This is a genomic window from Celeribacter sp. PS-C1 (genome assembly GCF_019429625.1).
Lineage (GTDB): Bacteria > Pseudomonadota > Alphaproteobacteria > Rhodobacterales > Rhodobacteraceae > Celeribacter.
In genome coordinates, this window is the sequence record NZ_JAHXRW010000001.1 from 1 (window position 1) to 14,695 (window position 14,695).

17 protein-coding genes and 1 tRNA gene are annotated in these 14,695 nt (G+C 58.3%); 6 read left to right on the forward strand and 12 right to left on the reverse strand.

The features are described 5' to 3' along the window. Positions 1 to 398: 398 nt before the first annotated feature. The 3 genes from msrQ to J5Y17_RS00015 form a co-directional block, all read right to left on the reverse strand. On the reverse strand, positions 399 to 1,001 hold the full coding sequence (msrQ, locus tag J5Y17_RS00005; RefSeq protein ID WP_219783166.1) for a protein-methionine-sulfoxide reductase heme-binding subunit MsrQ: 603 nt from the start codon (positions 999 to 1,001) through the stop codon (positions 399 to 401). Continuing rightward, positions 1,001 to 1,927 carry a protein-methionine-sulfoxide reductase catalytic subunit MsrP gene (msrP, locus tag J5Y17_RS00010; protein ID WP_219783167.1) on the reverse strand — a complete coding sequence of 309 codons (927 nt, stop codon included), beginning with the start codon at positions 1,925 to 1,927 and terminating at the stop codon, positions 1,001 to 1,003. Before msrP ends, msrQ begins: the two co-directional genes overlap by 1 nt. A gap of 70 nt (positions 1,928 to 1,997) precedes the next feature. Next, complete coding sequence (locus J5Y17_RS00015; RefSeq protein ID WP_219783168.1) at positions 1,998 to 3,518, reverse strand: FMN-binding glutamate synthase family protein; 1,521 nt, start codon at positions 3,516 to 3,518, stop codon at positions 1,998 to 2,000. A gap of 180 nt (positions 3,519 to 3,698) precedes the next feature. Here J5Y17_RS00015 and J5Y17_RS00020 point away from each other — a divergent pair, with 180 nt between their 5' ends. Further along, on the forward strand, positions 3,699 to 4,133 hold the full coding sequence (locus J5Y17_RS00020; protein ID WP_219783169.1) for a DsrE family protein: 435 nt from the start codon (positions 3,699 to 3,701) through the stop codon (positions 4,131 to 4,133). Between the two features lie 54 nt (positions 4,134 to 4,187). Here the strand turns inward: J5Y17_RS00020 and clpB are convergent, their stop codons facing one another. Beyond that, positions 4,188 to 6,815, reverse strand: coding sequence for an ATP-dependent chaperone ClpB (gene clpB, locus J5Y17_RS00025; protein ID WP_219783170.1), 2,628 nt, complete (start codon positions 6,813 to 6,815; stop codon positions 4,188 to 4,190). Positions 6,816 to 7,002: 187 nt separating this feature from the next. Between clpB and J5Y17_RS00030 the strand changes: the two genes are divergently transcribed. Next, complete coding sequence (locus J5Y17_RS00030) at positions 7,003 to 7,269, forward strand: hypothetical protein (RefSeq protein WP_219783171.1); 267 nt, start codon at positions 7,003 to 7,005, stop codon at positions 7,267 to 7,269. A gap of 91 nt (positions 7,270 to 7,360) precedes the next feature. After that, positions 7,361 to 8,074 (forward strand): orotidine-5'-phosphate decarboxylase, encoded by a 714-nt coding sequence (pyrF, locus tag J5Y17_RS00035; protein WP_255571758.1) that lies wholly within the window; start codon positions 7,361 to 7,363, stop codon positions 8,072 to 8,074. A 50-nt stretch (positions 8,075 to 8,124) separates the two neighbouring features. Here the strand turns inward: pyrF and J5Y17_RS00040 are convergent, their stop codons facing one another. The 4 genes from J5Y17_RS00040 to J5Y17_RS00055 all read right to left on the reverse strand — a co-directional run bounded on the left by J5Y17_RS00040 (position 8,125) and on the right by J5Y17_RS00055 (position 10,061). Next, positions 8,125 to 8,370: a hypothetical protein gene (locus J5Y17_RS00040; protein WP_219783172.1), complete on the reverse strand. Its 246-nt coding sequence runs from the start codon at positions 8,368 to 8,370 to the stop codon at positions 8,125 to 8,127. A 68-nt stretch (positions 8,371 to 8,438) separates the two neighbouring features. Beyond that, positions 8,439 to 8,879 (reverse strand): NUDIX hydrolase, encoded by a 441-nt coding sequence (locus J5Y17_RS00045; protein ID WP_219783173.1) that lies wholly within the window; start codon positions 8,877 to 8,879, stop codon positions 8,439 to 8,441. Then, entirely contained in the window at positions 8,866 to 9,153 is a 288-nt protein-coding gene (locus tag J5Y17_RS00050; protein ID WP_219783174.1) for an NfeD family protein, read from the reverse strand. Before J5Y17_RS00050 ends, J5Y17_RS00045 begins: the two co-directional genes overlap by 14 nt. Positions 9,154 to 9,167: 14 nt before the next feature. Further along, complete coding sequence (locus J5Y17_RS00055) at positions 9,168 to 10,061, reverse strand: SPFH domain-containing protein (protein ID WP_219783175.1); 894 nt, start codon at positions 10,059 to 10,061, stop codon at positions 9,168 to 9,170. A gap of 89 nt (positions 10,062 to 10,150) precedes the next feature. Between J5Y17_RS00055 and J5Y17_RS00060 the strand changes: the two genes are divergently transcribed. Then, entirely contained in the window at positions 10,151 to 11,404 is a 1,254-nt protein-coding gene (locus J5Y17_RS00060) for a DNA polymerase IV (RefSeq protein WP_219783176.1), read from the forward strand. 6 nt (positions 11,405 to 11,410) lie between these two features. On the opposite strand, the gene J5Y17_RS00065 is transcribed toward J5Y17_RS00060, so the two are convergent. Then, a complete protein-coding gene (locus J5Y17_RS00065) occupies positions 11,411 to 12,271 on the reverse strand; it encodes an N-formylglutamate amidohydrolase (RefSeq protein ID WP_219783177.1) in 861 nt (286 codons plus the stop codon). Positions 12,272 to 12,330: 59 nt separating this feature from the next. Beyond that, positions 12,331 to 12,453, reverse strand: coding sequence for a hypothetical protein (locus J5Y17_RS19100; protein WP_255571759.1), 123 nt, complete (start codon positions 12,451 to 12,453; stop codon positions 12,331 to 12,333). 121 nt (positions 12,454 to 12,574) lie between these two features. Here J5Y17_RS19100 and J5Y17_RS00070 point away from each other — a divergent pair. Continuing rightward, positions 12,575 to 12,649: transfer RNA gene (locus J5Y17_RS00070), tRNA-Val, on the forward strand. Between the two features lie 60 nt (positions 12,650 to 12,709). Continuing rightward, entirely contained in the window at positions 12,710 to 12,835 is a 126-nt protein-coding gene (gene ykgO / locus J5Y17_RS00075; RefSeq protein ID WP_005850168.1) for a type B 50S ribosomal protein L36, read from the forward strand. Between the two features lie 117 nt (positions 12,836 to 12,952). Here ykgO and J5Y17_RS00080 read toward each other — a convergent pair whose 3' ends face one another. Further along, entirely contained in the window at positions 12,953 to 14,026 is a 1,074-nt protein-coding gene (locus tag J5Y17_RS00080; RefSeq protein WP_219783178.1) for a 2,3-butanediol dehydrogenase, read from the reverse strand. Positions 14,027 to 14,259: 233 nt separating this feature from the next. Then, positions 14,260 to 14,652, reverse strand: a complete 393-nt coding sequence (locus J5Y17_RS00085; RefSeq protein WP_219783179.1) for a DUF3775 domain-containing protein — start codon at positions 14,650 to 14,652, stop codon at positions 14,260 to 14,262. Between the last annotated feature and the right edge of the window lie 43 nt (positions 14,653 to 14,695).

Below are 14,695 nucleotides of genomic sequence, written 5' to 3' on the forward strand. Positions count from 1 at the left end.
CAAGTCACCCTCTCGAGCACCCCGGCCAGTCCGTCTGGCGTCCCGTGCTGCGCTGTCTGCGCCGCCGGTGAAGGGGGTTCTAAGGCGAACACCCAGAACCCGCAAGCGCTTTTTATAAGAAAAGTGACAACTCAACCCCAAAATCAAACAAGCCACTGATATAACTACATAAAAATCATAGGAAAATACAGAAAAAGAGAAAATAGGGGACTCACCGCAGAGCAATATCTAAGGCGCTAACGAAATGAATTGCGGTTACCCACATAGCTTCACGCAACATTTGGTATCCGCTTGCCGAAACTCCGCGATTCACCCCCTAAGATCGGGATGAATCAGGCGTGAATCAGGCGACTCGCTTCGCGACTCACGGCACATACGGGCAAATCTCATGGAATCGCTTAGGTCGGACGCATCACTTTGCGCCGCATCGGCACACGCAGAAACAAAAGCACGACAATCGCCGCGACATAGAGCAGAGGCTCCAACTGCCAGCCTTTGCGCAGCATCACGAAATGCACCCCCCCCAAGAGCACCGCCGGATAGACCAGCTTGTGCAGCTGGCGCCAATTCCGACCGAGTTTGCGGATTGCGGCATTATAGGAGGTCGCGGCCAAGGGGATCATCAGCACGAAAGCCACCATACCAATCGTAATATAGGGACGCTTATAGATGTCCGCGATGATCTGGGACATGATCTGCACATCGAGCACGATCCAGACCGTGAGATGCAGAACGATATAGAAGAAGGCGATCAAGCCCAGCGCGCGGCGGAATTTGATGAGGTTCAACCCGAGGTGAAGGCGCAAAGGCGTCACACAAAGAGAGGCGATCAGGACCTGAAGCCCCAAGAGCCCGATCTTGTGCTCCATCGCTTTGACGGGATCGACACCCAACTGGCCGGTGAGGCCCGCATAGAAATACCATGCGGGCGGGATCAGGGCACCAATATAGAGCGGCCAAGTCGGGAGTTTGCGCGCGAGGTGGTTGAGGCGGCCGATCATCAGTAGTTCTTCGTCAGGTCCAGACCGCGATAGAGATCGCCGACCTGCTCCTCATAGCCGTTGAATTTCACCGTCGCGATGCGAGAGGCAAAGAGCCCGCCACCGATACGCCGTTCCGTGGCCTGCGACCAACGCGGGTGGCTCACTTCCGGGTTCACATTGGAATAGAATCCATACTCGCGGTGGTTCGTCGCTTTCCACGTGTTCACCGGCTGCTCTTCTTGCAGCGTGATCTTCACAACCGACTTGATCGACTTGAACCCGTATTTCCACGGCACCACCAACCGCAGCGGCGCGCCGTTCTGATTTGGCAACTCCTGACCATAGAGCCCGGTCGCCATGATCGTCAGCGGATGCATTGCCTCATCGAGACGCAGCCCCTCGACATAGGGCCAGTCCAGAATAGGCCGCCGCTGCCCCGGCATTTCCTCGGGGCGAAAGAGGGTTTCGAAGCGCACATATTTGGCGGAGGGCTGAACGCCCGCGAGATTAAGCAATTGGTTCAACTCGAACCCGTTCCACGGAATGACCATCGACCAGGCCTCAACACAGCGGAACCGGTAGATGCGCTCGTCGATGTCGACCTTCGCCAGAATATCGCCCAAACCGTAGGAGCCGGGCCGCTCGACCATGCCGTCGATCTCGACCGACCAAGGATCCGTCGTCAGCGTATGCGCATTGCGCATCGGGTCTTCTTTGCCCGTGCCGAATTCGTAGAAATTGTTGTAACTGGTGATCTCTTCGAATGTATTCGGCGTCTCGGTGGTGTCGAACCCTTTGATCTCGAAGTCGGGCACGTCCTGTGCTTGGGCGCCCGTCGCCGCCAAAAGACCCGCTCCGGCAAACCCGGCCATCATGGCACGGCGGTTGAGATAGACCGTTTCCGGCGTCACATGCGAATAGGGCAGATTGTACTTGGCCGACATGACTTCCTCCTGTGCGTTACTCAGACGCTAGCGCGGAAGCTCGCCACCACAAACCAAACTCATCTCACAACTACGTTGGAACTTTGTAACTTTCCGCTTCTTCGCGATGGAAACTCGGCACAATCCGATCCAGCGGAATTGAGGTCCCGTCCGCCTGAACGATCCGCACATGGCGCCGCCGCATCTGGCGCGGCTCAAGCACCCCGACGGAGTGGGCGATCATCTCAAGCTCTTTGGTTGTGGTTTTCGCATAGGCCGCCACTTTCTTATATTTGTCATGCACCACGAGACCGGCCTGCAAATGCGGGTCGTGGGTGGTGATGCCGGTGGGACAGGTGTTCTTGTTGCACTTCAAGGCCTGAATACAGCCCAGAGAGAACATGAAGCCCCGCGCGGAACAGACAAAGTCAGCGCCCGCACAGATCGCCCAAGCCACATCGGCCGGGTTCACAAGCTTGCCGGCGGCCACAATCCGAATCCGATCATGCAGACCGTATTTGTCGCGCAGGTCCACAATACGAATAAGCGCCTCCTTGATGGGCATGCCCACGAGGTCGATGAGCGGCATCGGCGCCGCCCCCGTGCCGCCCTCGCCGCCATCAATGGTGATAAAGTCCGGCGCATATTCATCGCCGCGCTCTTTGATCAGCTCAAAGAACTTGGCCCAAGGCCGCGAGGAGCCGACCACGAATTTGAAGCCGACCGGCTTGCCGGTCACGTCGCGGATGTGGTTGATGAAATCCAACAGGTCGTTGAAGTCATCCACTTCACGGTGGCGGTTCGGGGAAATCCCGTCCTCACCCGGACGCAGGCCACGGATTTGCGCAATCTCCGGCGTGATCTTGGCGGCGGGCAGAATGCCGCCCTTACCGGGCTTGGCACCCTGCGACAGTTTGATCTCGAACATCTTGACCTGCTCATGCGCCGCCATGGCGCGCAGCTTGTCGTCATCAAGATTGCCGTTTTCATCGCGAATGCCGTATTTCGCAGTGCCGATCTGATAAACCAGATCCGCGCCCCCTTCGAGATGGAAGGGCGACAGCCCTCCTTCCCCGGTGTTGAGCCAAATCCCCGCCTCTTTCGCACCTTTCGAGAGCGCGAGCACCGCAGGCTTGGAAATCGCGCCATAGGACATGCCGGAGATATTGAAAATCGACGTGGCATTATAAGGCACGCGGCAATGCTGACCGATGGTCATCGGGTCCGTTGTCGCAAATTGGTCGTCGAGCGGCGGAAAGGCGGCGTTCATGAAAATCGGCGTGCCGGGGATGGACAGAGAGCGCGTCGACCCGAAGGCCACCGTGTTGCCCTTGCCGTCGGAGGCCCGATAAATCCAATCCCTCTGCGCCCGGTTGAACGGCATCTCCTCGCGGTCCATGGCAAAGAAATACTGACGGAAGAATTCGCCCAGTGTTGAGAACCAGTGCCGAAAATGGCCGATCACCGGATAGTTCCGCAGGATCGCGTCACGGGTCTGTCGTTTGTCGATCACATAAAGCGCAATCGCCACCAAGGCGATCACCCCGATCGCCACAACGAACACCAACGCCAAAACCTGAAGCGCCATCATTGCCCAATGCCAGACGGTCATGGATTACCTCTTTGCTTGCCAAGTCCTTTGGCCCGACCCTGACACAGGAGGCGCAGAAGACAACCGGTATTCCCAATTCGTTAGCGCAAACTTGAGCTGCGCTCCACATCCTGCACTGCAGCGTGACAGGCTTGCTCCGGTCTGCTTAGGCTCAACACATAAATAGGGAGGAATATTTCGATGCGACGCACACTGGCCTTTTGCTTGGCCCTTTTACTTTCGTCAGGTTTTGCCATGGCCGAAGGCATCACCCATAAGATCGCCATCCATATCGACGAGAGCGACATGCGCCTGATGAACATGGCGCTCAACAATGCGAACAACGCCCGCAACTATTTCCAGTCCATCGGCGATGAAGTGGTCTTGGAGATCGTGGCCTACGGTCCGGGGCTTCAGATGTTCCTGAAAGGGCAAAGTCCGGTCGCCGACCGGATCGAGACGATGGCGCTGGAATATGACGACATCCAATTCTCCGCCTGTGGCAATACACTCAGGAACATGAGCAAAAACCTCGACCGTCCGCTGGAAATTTTGGAGGAAGCGACCGTGGTCGAATCCGGTGTCGCACGGCTCGTGCTTCTACAGGAAGACGGCTACAGCTACATCCGGCCCTAACGAACAAAAAAGGCGGCCCCGAAGGGCCGCCCTCTTATCTTTTGTCCGATGTCCTTAGTGGACGACGGCATCATCCGGCTTCGGCTTATGCGTGGCGCCCGAGCGTTCGCCGAGGATCAGCCCATCCGAACCGGCAGAGACCGGGATCGCATCGCCATCCTTGACATCGCCCGCGAGCAGCAACTCGGCCAGCGGGTCCTGCAACGCGCGTTGGATCACGCGTTTCAACGGACGTGCACCAAACACCGGGTCATAGCCTTCGTCGGCAAGCCAGGTTTTGGCGCCCTCATCAATCGCCAGCGAAATGTTGCGTTTCGCCAGACGTTTTTCGAGCCGCGCCAGCTGGATCTCAACGATCCCGCCCATGTCATGACGGCCAAGGCGATCAAAGATGATCGTCTCATCGAGACGGTTAAGGAACTCGGGGCGGAAATGCGCCCGCACCGCGTCCATCACGTCGCGTTTGGCGACCGAACTGTCCGCACCTTCGGGCAACTGGCTCAGCGCCTGCGACCCGAGGTTCGACGTCAGGATGATCAGCGTCTGTTTAAAGTCCACGGTGCGGCCCTGACCATCGGTCAGCACACCATCGTCCAAGACCTGCAACAGCACGTTGAACACATCCGGATGCGCCTTTTCGACTTCATCGAACAGCACTACCTGATAGGGCCGGCGCCGCACGGCTTCGGTCAAAACCCCGCCTTCGTCATAGCCAACATAACCCGGAGGCGCGCCGATCAGACGGGCCACCGCGTGTTTCTCCATGAACTCGGACATGTCGATGCGGACCATCGCCGTATCGTCGTCAAACAGGAACTCCGCGACCGCTTTCGTCAGCTCGGTTTTCCCGACACCCGTCGGCCCGAGGAAGAGGAAGGAGCCCAGCGGACGGTTTTCGTCATTGAGACCCGCCCGCGCACGGCGCACCGCATTGGCAACGGCATGTACGGCGGCTTCCTGACCGATGACCCGTTTGTGCAGGCCTTCTTCCATCCGCAGGAGTTTCTCCCGCTCACCTTCAAGCATCTTCGACGTCGGAATCCCGGTCCAGCGTTCGACCACTTCAGCGATCTGTTCGGGACGCACGGCCTCTTCGACCATGAGCTCCCCATCGAGATCGGCTTCGGCGGCTTCGGCCTCCGCAAGCTGTTTTTCAAGCTGCGGGATCACGCCGTAGCTCAGCTCACCGGCTTTCGCCAGATTGCCTTCGCGTTTGGCGATTTCCAGAGCCGCACGGGCTTGGTCCAACTGTTCCTTGAGATCACGCGCGCCTTCGAGTTTCTGACGCTCCGCTTCCCATTTCGCCGTCATTGCATCGGATTTCTCCATGAGATCGGCCAACTCTTGTTCGAGTTTGGCCAGACGATGTTGGGACGCGTCGTCATCCTCTTTTTTCAAGGCTTCGGCTTCAATCTGAAGCTGAAGGATCTGACGATCGAGTGCATCAAGCTCTTCGGGTTTCGAGTCCACTTCCATCCGCAGACGCGATGCCGCCTCATCGACAAGGTCGATGGCCTTGTCCGGCAGGAACCGGTCCGTGATGTAGCGATGGCTGAGCGTCGCCGCCGCAACCAAGGCGCTGTCGGAAATCCGCACCCCGTGGTGAAGTTCGTACTTCTCTTTGATACCCCGCAGGATAGAGACCGTATCCTCGACCGTCGGCTCCTCAACCATCACAGGCTGGAAGCGGCGGGCCAGAGCCGCGTCTTTTTCCACATACTTGCGGTATTCATCGAGGGTGGTCGCGCCCACACAGTGAAGCTCCCCACGCGCCAGCGCAGGTTTGATCAGGTTGGCGGCATCCATCGCCCCGTCCGATTTGCCCGCGCCCACAAGCGTGTGCATTTCGTCGATGAAGAGAATGATTTCGCCAGCGGCGGCCTCGATCTCTTTCAGGATGGATTTCAGACGTTCCTCGAATTCACCACGATATTTCGCACCGGCAATCAGCGCGCCCATATCAAGCGCCAGAAGACGCTTGTTCTTCAGGCTCTCGGGCACGTCACCGTTGATGATCCGCAAAGCAAGACCTTCGGCAATCGCGGTTTTACCCACACCCGGCTCGCCAATGAGAACAGGGTTGTTCTTGGTCCGACGCGACAGAACCTGCATCGAGCGGCGAATTTCTTCGTCGCGGCCGATAATGGGGTCGATCTTGCCTTCCTCAGCGGCCTCGGTCAGGTCGCGCGCATATTTCTTCAGCGCCTCATAGCCGTCTTCGGCGGAGGCACTGTCGGCAGTGCGGCCCTTACGAATATTGTTGATCGCGGCGTTGAGTTTCTGCGCCGAGACACCACCGGCCTCCAGCGCATCTTTCGCGCCAGATTTGGTGATCGCCAAAGCCGTCAACACACGTTCGACCGGCACGAAACTGTCGCCTGCCTTCTTGGCAAGCTTTTCGGCCTCATCGAGCACTTTCGCGGTCTGTTGGTCCAGATAGGTCTGACCGCTGTCGCCGGAGACCTTCGGGATTTTATTTACAGCAGCCTCATTGGCGGCCAGCACAGCTTTCGCATCGCCCCCTGCATTCGAAATCAGGTTGGCGGCAAAGCCCTCTTCATCATCAAGCAAAGCCTTCAAAAGATGTTCGGGTTTCAGCGCCTGATGGCTCTCCCGCATCGCGATCGTTTGCGCAGCTTGAAGGAAACCACGCGACCGTTCGGTGAACTTTTCCATGTTCATACCGTCTCTCCTCTTCCAAGCGCCCCGTTTGGATTTCCGCGCCCGCTTTGCGGCACGCATGAGGGTCGGGGCCTTCCACTCCTAAATGGGGATCGCGCCCGCCCCCCGCAAGAGGACCTGTTGCAAAATTGGAACAAAATCGGGCTGGCCGCGTTGGTATCAAAACAGCACGCAAGGAGTTCAGACCATGCAAAGCTATGGAGCAGAAGTTCAGGGCCTCACCTATAATGCCGCCGACCAGCGCTATGAGGCAAAGGTCGTCTTTCATGAGGCCTTCGAGAAAGTCACCTACCCTGTCGACATCAAGGCACCGATCACCGCCAATTTCAAAACCATCTCGCGAGGGCTCGTTCTGCGAGCACGAGCGCTGCGGGCGCGCGGGCGCGGTGTCAACCTCGCGCATCTCAAGCGCGTGGCGGACACGGCCGCCGACAGCGGGCGATTGACAGCATAAGCAAACGATCCCGCGTGCGGGACCCTAGGGCTTGACCCCACAGGTATAAATGCGGATGGAGGGGCAACCTGTCTTTTAAAGGATATGCCCCATGACCGCCGCAGACATGACCGCAGACGACCGACTGATTGTTGCCCTCGACGTTCCCAACGTGGTGCAGGGGCTGGAACTGGCCAATCGCATTGGGGACGCCGTGTCTTTCTACAAGATCGGGCTTGGCATGCTGACGGGCGGCGGCTTTGCGCTGGCCAACGAGTTGAAACAGGAACAGGGGAAAAAGATTTTCCTCGATATGAAATTCTTCGACATCGGCGCGACGGTCGAAAACGCCGTGCGCGGCGTGGCGCAATATGACATGGATTTCCTGACCGTGCATGGCGACCCCTATGTGGTCAAAGCCGCCAAAGAAGGCGCCTCCGGGTCGCAAACGAAAATCCTCGCCGTCACCATCCTGACCTCTCTGGACCGCGCCGATCTTGATGGTGCGCTGATCAAAGAGGGCGAGATTCGCGATCTGGTGCAGGAGCGTGCGGGCAATGCTTTTGCCGCTGGCGCCGATGGCATCATCGCCTCGCCGCAAGAAGCCGCATTGATCCGTGCCCTGCCCGAAGCGGCGGGCAAGCTCATCGTCACCCCCGGCGTACGTCCGGCGGGGGCTGCCCTTGGCGATCAGAAACGCGTCGCCACCCCGGCGCAGGCCATTCAGGACGGGGTCGACCACATCGTCGTCGGCCGCCCGATCTGGCAGGCCAAGGACCCGCGCAAGGCTGCGCTGGACATTCAGGACGAAATTTCCAAAGCCTGACACAAAAACGGCGCCTCACAGGGCGCCGTTTCTTTTAGATATGTGTAGGCTTATTCCGCAGGCTGCGCGTCATCTGCGGCGGGTTCCTCAGTTGTCACAGTGGCAGAGCCACCGTTGTCCGGCGCATCGTTGTTGATCGTCACGGAGGCTCCTTCGCCGGTCTCCGTTGTCATCGGCGTCGTGTCACCGCCCATGACCACGTAGAGGATCACGCCCAGAACAACGACCACTGCGCCAAGAATAAAGTACAGACCACCGTTGCCGGAGCTTTGGTTGTAAGTCTCATTTTGTGCCATGAGCTTTTCCTTTGCGTTTCATTTCCATTCAGGGAAACAACGCAAAGACACGCGGCAAAGTTCCCGGATCAGTTCCGGTCCCGCCAGAGGATGTAGCGTTCCAGCCGCTGACGCAGGGAGATCACCGCGTCGTCCCGGCGCACAAAATCCTCTAAAGGCATCCAACCCCACGCTTGACCTTCATCGCCCAAACGGATGGCCGCGTCGGTGAGCGCCTCCCATCGGGCGACGAAGAAGTACACCTTGGAGTTCGGATCGGTGTGGCCCTGTTCCTCGACCTGATAGATCACATGTGCAGGCTCGATCTTTAAGGACAGTTCCTCAAACAATTCGCGGGCCACGGTCTCGAAAGGCGTCTCGTTCCCTTCGCGTCCGCCACCTGGCAGGTCCCAGTGATTGGGGTAGGGAATGTCGGGGCGATCATCGCGCAACAGCGTCAGAACCTTATCGCCCCGCAAAATGGCGATCTTGGCCCCATCGAAGGGGCCAAAACCCTCAGACATCGTCATTGATGTCCTTGTCCCAGATTTTCACCTGACCTTTGCGCACGCCAAACACTTGGCGCATGGCGAGCCATGCAATCAAAGACAGCACGGCGAAGATCAGAAGAATCACGGCGATGTTGCTGCCGAACAGGCCCAGCGCGAGCAAAAGCGCCACAATCCCTGCGCCCACACCGAAGCCCAGAAAAATGAACCCCGGCACCAGAATTTCGAGCCCCATGAGGGCGATGGCCGCCACCGCCCAAACCCACCATTGCTGCAACAGCATGACGTTTTCCATGGCAGGTGTCTCCATCAGGATTTGCCGCCAAAGAGTTTGAACGCGTTGCCAAAGGCCTCAAGGGCTGCCGCGGGCACGACAACGGTCTGCTGCCCCGGCCCCGCGCCAAGCGCAACCAAGGCCTCAACCTGCTTCAGCGCCACTTGGTATTGCGCGGATTCGATACCGTGGTCCGTAATGGCCTCGGCCACGACAGCGGTTGCATAGGCTTCGGCTTCAGCTTGCACGCGACGGGCCTTGGCGGCTTGCTCTGCGGCGTAAAGCTGCGCGTCGGCGTTCAGCTCGACAGAGCGCTTTTCACCCTCGGCCTCAGTCACGGCAGCGCGACGGGCACGTTCTGCATTAAGCTGTTGCAACATTGCGGCGCGGGTCGCCTCATCAAGGTTTACATCAAGCACCTCGGCGCGCGTCACCTCGATGCCCCAGTTGTCCACCTGCTCTTCAACAGAGGATTTGATGGTGGAAATCAATTGCGAGCGGTTCGATTGCACCTCATCAAGTTCCATCTTACCGATCTCGGCCCGCACGATCCCCGCTACTGTTGTGGCAATTGCGCCGTCGATGTCGCGAATACGGTACACGGTCTTTTCCGGCTCGATGATGCGATAGAACACGGAGGTTTCAACCTTGACCAACACGTTGTCCGAAGTGATCGCATCCTGCAGCGCATTCGGCAGCTGACGTTCGAGGATGGAGATTTTATGCGCCACCACATCAATCAGAGGCACGATAAAGTTAATCCCCGGCCCCAAAACGGTGCGCAAACGGCCAAAGCGTTCGACGACGTATTTCTCGGATTGCGGCACGATGCGCACACCCTTGAGAACGAGCAGGATGACAAAGGCCGCCAGAGCCAGGGTGACAATGTTGCCCCCGTTCAAAAACTGAAGCGGATCAATGGAATTCATGAGAAACCTTCCCCCAAACTGATATCACGAGGCACATGGCCCCTCTGATCTGATGGGTATAGGATGTGTGCGCATCAAGGAAGCAAAACATGCCCGCCATATGCCGCGATTGTCTGACAACATTTGAGACCGGCCCGCGCTGTCCGGCCTGTGGGCGACCGCGTGTTTTGACGCATCCTGAGCTGTTCAAGCTGTCGATTGCGCATATGGATTGCGATGCGTTTTACGCCTCGGTCGAGAAACGCGACAACCCGGAGCTGCGCGACAAACCAGTGATCGTCGGGGGTGGCAAACGCGGCGTGGTGACCACCGCCTGTTACATTGCGCGCATCAAAGGCGTGCGCTCCGCCATGCCGATGTTCAAGGCGCTCGCCCTTTGCCCCGAAGCCGTCATCGTGAAACCCCGTATGGAGGCCTATGTTGCCGCCTCGCGCGAGATTCGCGACATGATGAACGAGCTGACGCCGGATGTGGAGCCTTTGTCTCTGGACGAGGCTTTCATGGACCTGACCGGCACCACGAAACTCCATGGCCAACCGCCCGCCGTCATGCTGGCCCGTCTGGTGAAGCGGATGCGCGATGAATTGCAGCTGACCGGCTCCATCGGACTGTCGCACAACAAGTTCCTCGCCAAGATCGCCTCCGATCTGGATAAACCCCGCGGCTTTTCCGTGATCGGTCAGGCGGAGACGATGGACTTTCTCGCCGACAAGCCTGTGAGTCTCATCTGGGGCGTCGGTCAGGCAACGCGCGGCGCGCTGGAGAAGGCGGGCATTCGCACCTTCACAGATTTGCGGCGTTGGGAAAAAGACGATCTACACCATCGCTTTGGCGCTATGGGCGACCGGCTCTGGCATCTGGCGCGCGGCGAGGACAAGCGCCGCATCTCGGCCCATCGCCCGGTCAAATCCATCTCGAATGAGACCACATTTTCCGAGGACATCGCCACGCTCGACCAGCTCGAAGGTCATCTCTGGCGGCTGGCACAAAAGGTCTCGGACCGCAGCAAAGCCAAGGAGATCGCGGGCCGGGTCGTGACACTCAAACTCAAACGCGCCAATCACGCCAGCCTGACGCGGCGTGTGACACTGCATGAGCCGACGAATATCGCGGACAAAATGTTCCGCACCGCGCGCGATTTGCTGATCCCCGCTTTGGATCAGGGGCCGTTTCGCCTGATCGGCGTCGGCATTTCCGATCTCGTGCCCGCCTCGCAGGCCGATCTCTCGCCCGACTTGCTCGATCCGGACGCCGCCAAGCGCGCAAAAGCGGAACGCGCCAGCGATGAAATCCGGAAAAGGTTTGGCGCAGATGCAATTGTGAAAGGCCGCGCGCTGCGCTGAAAGCGATTATTCCGCCGCCAGCGGCAGTCGTTCCGTGCCGATCTCCGTGATGATCCGAACCGCCGCCGTGATCCGGTCGCGAAACGCCGCAAAATCGCGGCGCGGCTCAAGTGTCGCCTCATTCATATAAAGCGAGCGATCAATCTCGACCTGAATGGCGTGAAACTGGCGCGAGGGGCGCCCGTAATGCTGCGTCACATAGGCGCCTGCGAAGGGTACATTGCGTGAAACCACGAAACCCTGCGCACGAAACGCCGATTCGACCGCTTTCACGATGTCGGGGCGTGCAGAGGCGCCATAGCGATCTCCGATGATGATCTCGGGACGTTTCTTTTGTCCGGTTCGCACCGTCGACAGGGCCTCGCGCGGCATGGAGTGGCAATCAATGAGAATCGCCTGTCCGAAAAGCGCATGCGATTCTTCGAGCACGGATTGCAAAAGCCGATGATAGGGCGTCCAGACCTGATCCAACCGGTCCTGCGCGGCGGCCCGGCTCATTTTGCCGCGATAAATCGCCCGCCCACCTGAAACCACGCGCGGAATCACCCCAAGCCCTGAGGCGATCCGCGGGTTCATTCCGACACGCGGCACGCCCTCAATGAGCGCGGGGTCCAACTCGTCAGAGCGGCGATTGAGATCGACCCAGGCCCTTGGATAGGTCGCGGACATCAAAACGGCACCGAATTCCGGCACACGCGAAAAAATACGATCCACATGGGCATCTTCGGAGGAGCGCAACTGCAACGCATCCAACAGCCCATGCGCCAACATCTCTTTCGGATAAGCCCGCCCGCTGTGCGGCGACGCAAAGACGACAGAGGAAGTTCTCTGCTCGGGTCGCTGCAAAAGATAGGGGGCTGGGATCATCTAAAGTCCTTTCAAGACATGAGTATAGGGACTTTTATAAAAATCCGAAGACCTTCATTTCATGAAAAAAACTCATCCAAAATACCTCGCTCGCCGCCCTTTTCTCTGGCAGAAGCGACCTGTGAACCAGAGAAACACGCGGCTTGCCCGAAAATCTCTGTCAAAAGCTCTTGAACAATCATCCGACTCCTTTTATACGCCCACGGACTGACGCGGGAAATGCCCGCGTCTTGTTCGTTACGCCGCTCGCCCAACAGCTTGCGAAACATCGAATAAGGCGCAGTTTCCCACGGACGGACGGACGGGCGTATAGCTCAGTGGTAGAGCACTTCGTTGACATCGAAGGGGTCACAAGTTCGAACCTTGTTACGCCCACCATCCGACCGGTCAGATTGGTTTTAACTGGCGCACGCAGGCGCCGCGACAAGGAGACTGGACATGAAAGTTCGTAACTCGCTTCGTTCGCTGAAGAACCGGCACCGCGACTGCCGCGTCGTGCGCCGTAAAGGCCGCGTGTACGTGATCAACAAGACGCAGCGCCGCTTCAAAGCCCGTCAGGGCTAAGATCAGCAGCGATCACCTAAAAAAAGCCGCTCGATTTTCGGGCGGTTTTTTTGTGTCTTCAGAGTGCGGAAACGGATGACGGGCGCACTCAAAAGAGCGCGCCCGAGATCACTTTGCTTATTTCGTCACATCGATCAGAATTTTGACGTGTTCACCAGAAGCGTCAAGCAACGCGTCGAACCCTTCGGTCACGGCATCGTCCAGCACGATTTTCTTGGTCACGACTTTCTCCGCCGGAATCGCACCCGACGCGATCAGATCGACCACCTTCGGCCAGTAATGCGTCGGATAAGCCCAGGCGCCGCGCACGTCGACGTCTTTGAAGGTCACATCATGCCAATGCAGCTTGCTGTCCTTGGTGTGCAGACCGACCTGAACAATCGTGCCCTGTTTGCGCACAGCCTGAAGCCCGGTGTTGAGCGCGGCTTCGTTGCCCGAGGCCTCGATCACTTTGTCACAGCCAACGCCACCCTCGGTCTGGGCACGAATCTCAGCCACCACGTCATCCTTCATCGGGTTAAAGGTGATGACTTCTGGCATGATCTCACGCGCGAGTTTCAGACGGGTTTCATTCACATCCGAGAGGAAGATTTTCGTGGCCCCATAGGCTTTCGCCGAGAGCATTGCCAGCATGCCAATCGGGCCCGCACCAGTCACGAGAACACTGTCACCCGCAGTCACTTCGCCACGTTCACAGGCATAGACTGCCACAGCCGTCGGCTCGACCAGCGCACCCTCTTCCCAGCTCATGTTGTCGGGAATTTTCACAGCGTTGTAATCGTTCACGATGGCCGCTTCGGCCATACCGCCGGACATCCAGCTCAGGCCCACTAGCGCCAGATCTTCGCTCAGATGGAACAACCCACGGTCGGCGAAATAATCGCCCGAACGCGGCATCACAAGCGGTTGCACCGACACGCGATCGCCCGGCTTCACATGGGTCACACCTTCGCCCACGGCGGTCACTTCGCCGCTGAACTCATGGCCCAGAACCTGCGGGGCTTGCGCTTTGGTAAAGGGATGCGGCTCTGAGGGCACGAAAATCGGACCGGCGACATATTCATGCAGGTCGGTGCCGCAAATGCCGACATATTTGTTCTTGATCGCCACCTGCCCGGGCCCCGGCTGGGGAATATCGTCAATCTCTTCGATGCGAAGATCTTTCGCGGCGTAGAACCTAAGAGCTTTCATGGGGAGGTCTCCTTTTAAATCAATCTTGCCCCTGCCGGCCACATATCGGCGCCGCAGGGACGTGGGCTTTCGCACCTTTCGTGCCAGCCACATCGCATGACCTAAGCTCTTTTATTCAAAAGGAAATGTGTGCCATTGCACACGATGCTGTGTAATCCGGCCCTCGGCACTCTCGAACAGAAAAGGCGCCACGCAATCGCGCAGCGCCCTCTGAAAAATCTCTCGTGAGGTCCTCAGACTTTGCGATAAATCTCGTCCTCGATCTCGGACGTATCCACGCCGAGGCTTTCCAGCCCGTCCTCGAGGTAATCGGGCAAAAGCGGGATGCCCAAGAGGTATTTCTCGGTCGGGCCGACGGCCTCTTGTTTCGCTGTTTCGAAGGCTTCGGCGTAATCATCGAAGGTCTCGCGACCGATCCACATGATCGCCACAAGCGCGGCTTTCTCATCCTCGTTCAAACCGCGGATGAAGCTTTGCAATTCGCGTCCCGTTCCATCCGACGGGCGGGATTCAAGGATCGTATCCCCATCGGCATCATCCGATGGCGTATCCCAACGACCGACTTTTGCCCCAAGCTCGCGCGCGCGCACGATGACAAAAGCAACTTTGTGCGGGCTGATATCCATGACAGGGGTCCTCCATTCGTCTGACTGAGTGTGCATCTTACAT

Bases quoted from the DNA above. Each gene is read 5' to 3' on its own strand.
- msrQ (WP_219783166.1), bottom strand. From the start codon at position 1,001: ATGATCGGCCGCCTCAACCACCTCGCGCGCAAACTCCCGACTTGGCCG.
- msrP (WP_219783167.1), bottom strand. From the start codon at position 1,927: ATGTCGGCCAAGTACAATCTGCCCTATTCGCATGTGACGCCGGAAACG.
- J5Y17_RS00015 (WP_219783168.1), bottom strand. From the start codon at position 3,518: ATGACCGTCTGGCATTGGGCAATGATGGCGCTTCAGGTTTTGGCGTTG.
- J5Y17_RS00020 (WP_219783169.1), top strand. From the start codon at position 3,699: ATGCGACGCACACTGGCCTTTTGCTTGGCCCTTTTACTTTCGTCAGGT.
- clpB (WP_219783170.1), bottom strand. From the start codon at position 6,815: ATGAACATGGAAAAGTTCACCGAACGGTCGCGTGGTTTCCTTCAAGCT.
- J5Y17_RS00030 (WP_219783171.1), top strand. From the start codon at position 7,003: ATGCAAAGCTATGGAGCAGAAGTTCAGGGCCTCACCTATAATGCCGCC.
- pyrF (WP_255571758.1), top strand. From the start codon at position 7,361: ATGACCGCCGCAGACATGACCGCAGACGACCGACTGATTGTTGCCCTC.
- J5Y17_RS00040 (WP_219783172.1), bottom strand. From the start codon at position 8,370: ATGGCACAAAATGAGACTTACAACCAAAGCTCCGGCAACGGTGGTCTG.
- J5Y17_RS00045 (WP_219783173.1), bottom strand. From the start codon at position 8,879: ATGACGATGTCTGAGGGTTTTGGCCCCTTCGATGGGGCCAAGATCGCC.
- J5Y17_RS00050 (WP_219783174.1), bottom strand. From the start codon at position 9,153: ATGGAAAACGTCATGCTGTTGCAGCAATGGTGGGTTTGGGCGGTGGCG.
- J5Y17_RS00055 (WP_219783175.1), bottom strand. From the start codon at position 10,061: ATGAATTCCATTGATCCGCTTCAGTTTTTGAACGGGGGCAACATTGTC.
- J5Y17_RS00060 (WP_219783176.1), top strand. From the start codon at position 10,151: ATGCCCGCCATATGCCGCGATTGTCTGACAACATTTGAGACCGGCCCG.
- J5Y17_RS00065 (WP_219783177.1), bottom strand. From the start codon at position 12,271: ATGATCCCAGCCCCCTATCTTTTGCAGCGACCCGAGCAGAGAACTTCC.
- J5Y17_RS19100 (WP_255571759.1), bottom strand. From the start codon at position 12,453: ATGATTGTTCAAGAGCTTTTGACAGAGATTTTCGGGCAAGCCGCGTGT.
- ykgO (WP_005850168.1), top strand. From the start codon at position 12,710: ATGAAAGTTCGTAACTCGCTTCGTTCGCTGAAGAACCGGCACCGCGAC.
- J5Y17_RS00080 (WP_219783178.1), bottom strand. From the start codon at position 14,026: ATGAAAGCTCTTAGGTTCTACGCCGCGAAAGATCTTCGCATCGAAGAG.
- J5Y17_RS00085 (WP_219783179.1), bottom strand. From the start codon at position 14,652: ATGGATATCAGCCCGCACAAAGTTGCTTTTGTCATCGTGCGCGCGCGC.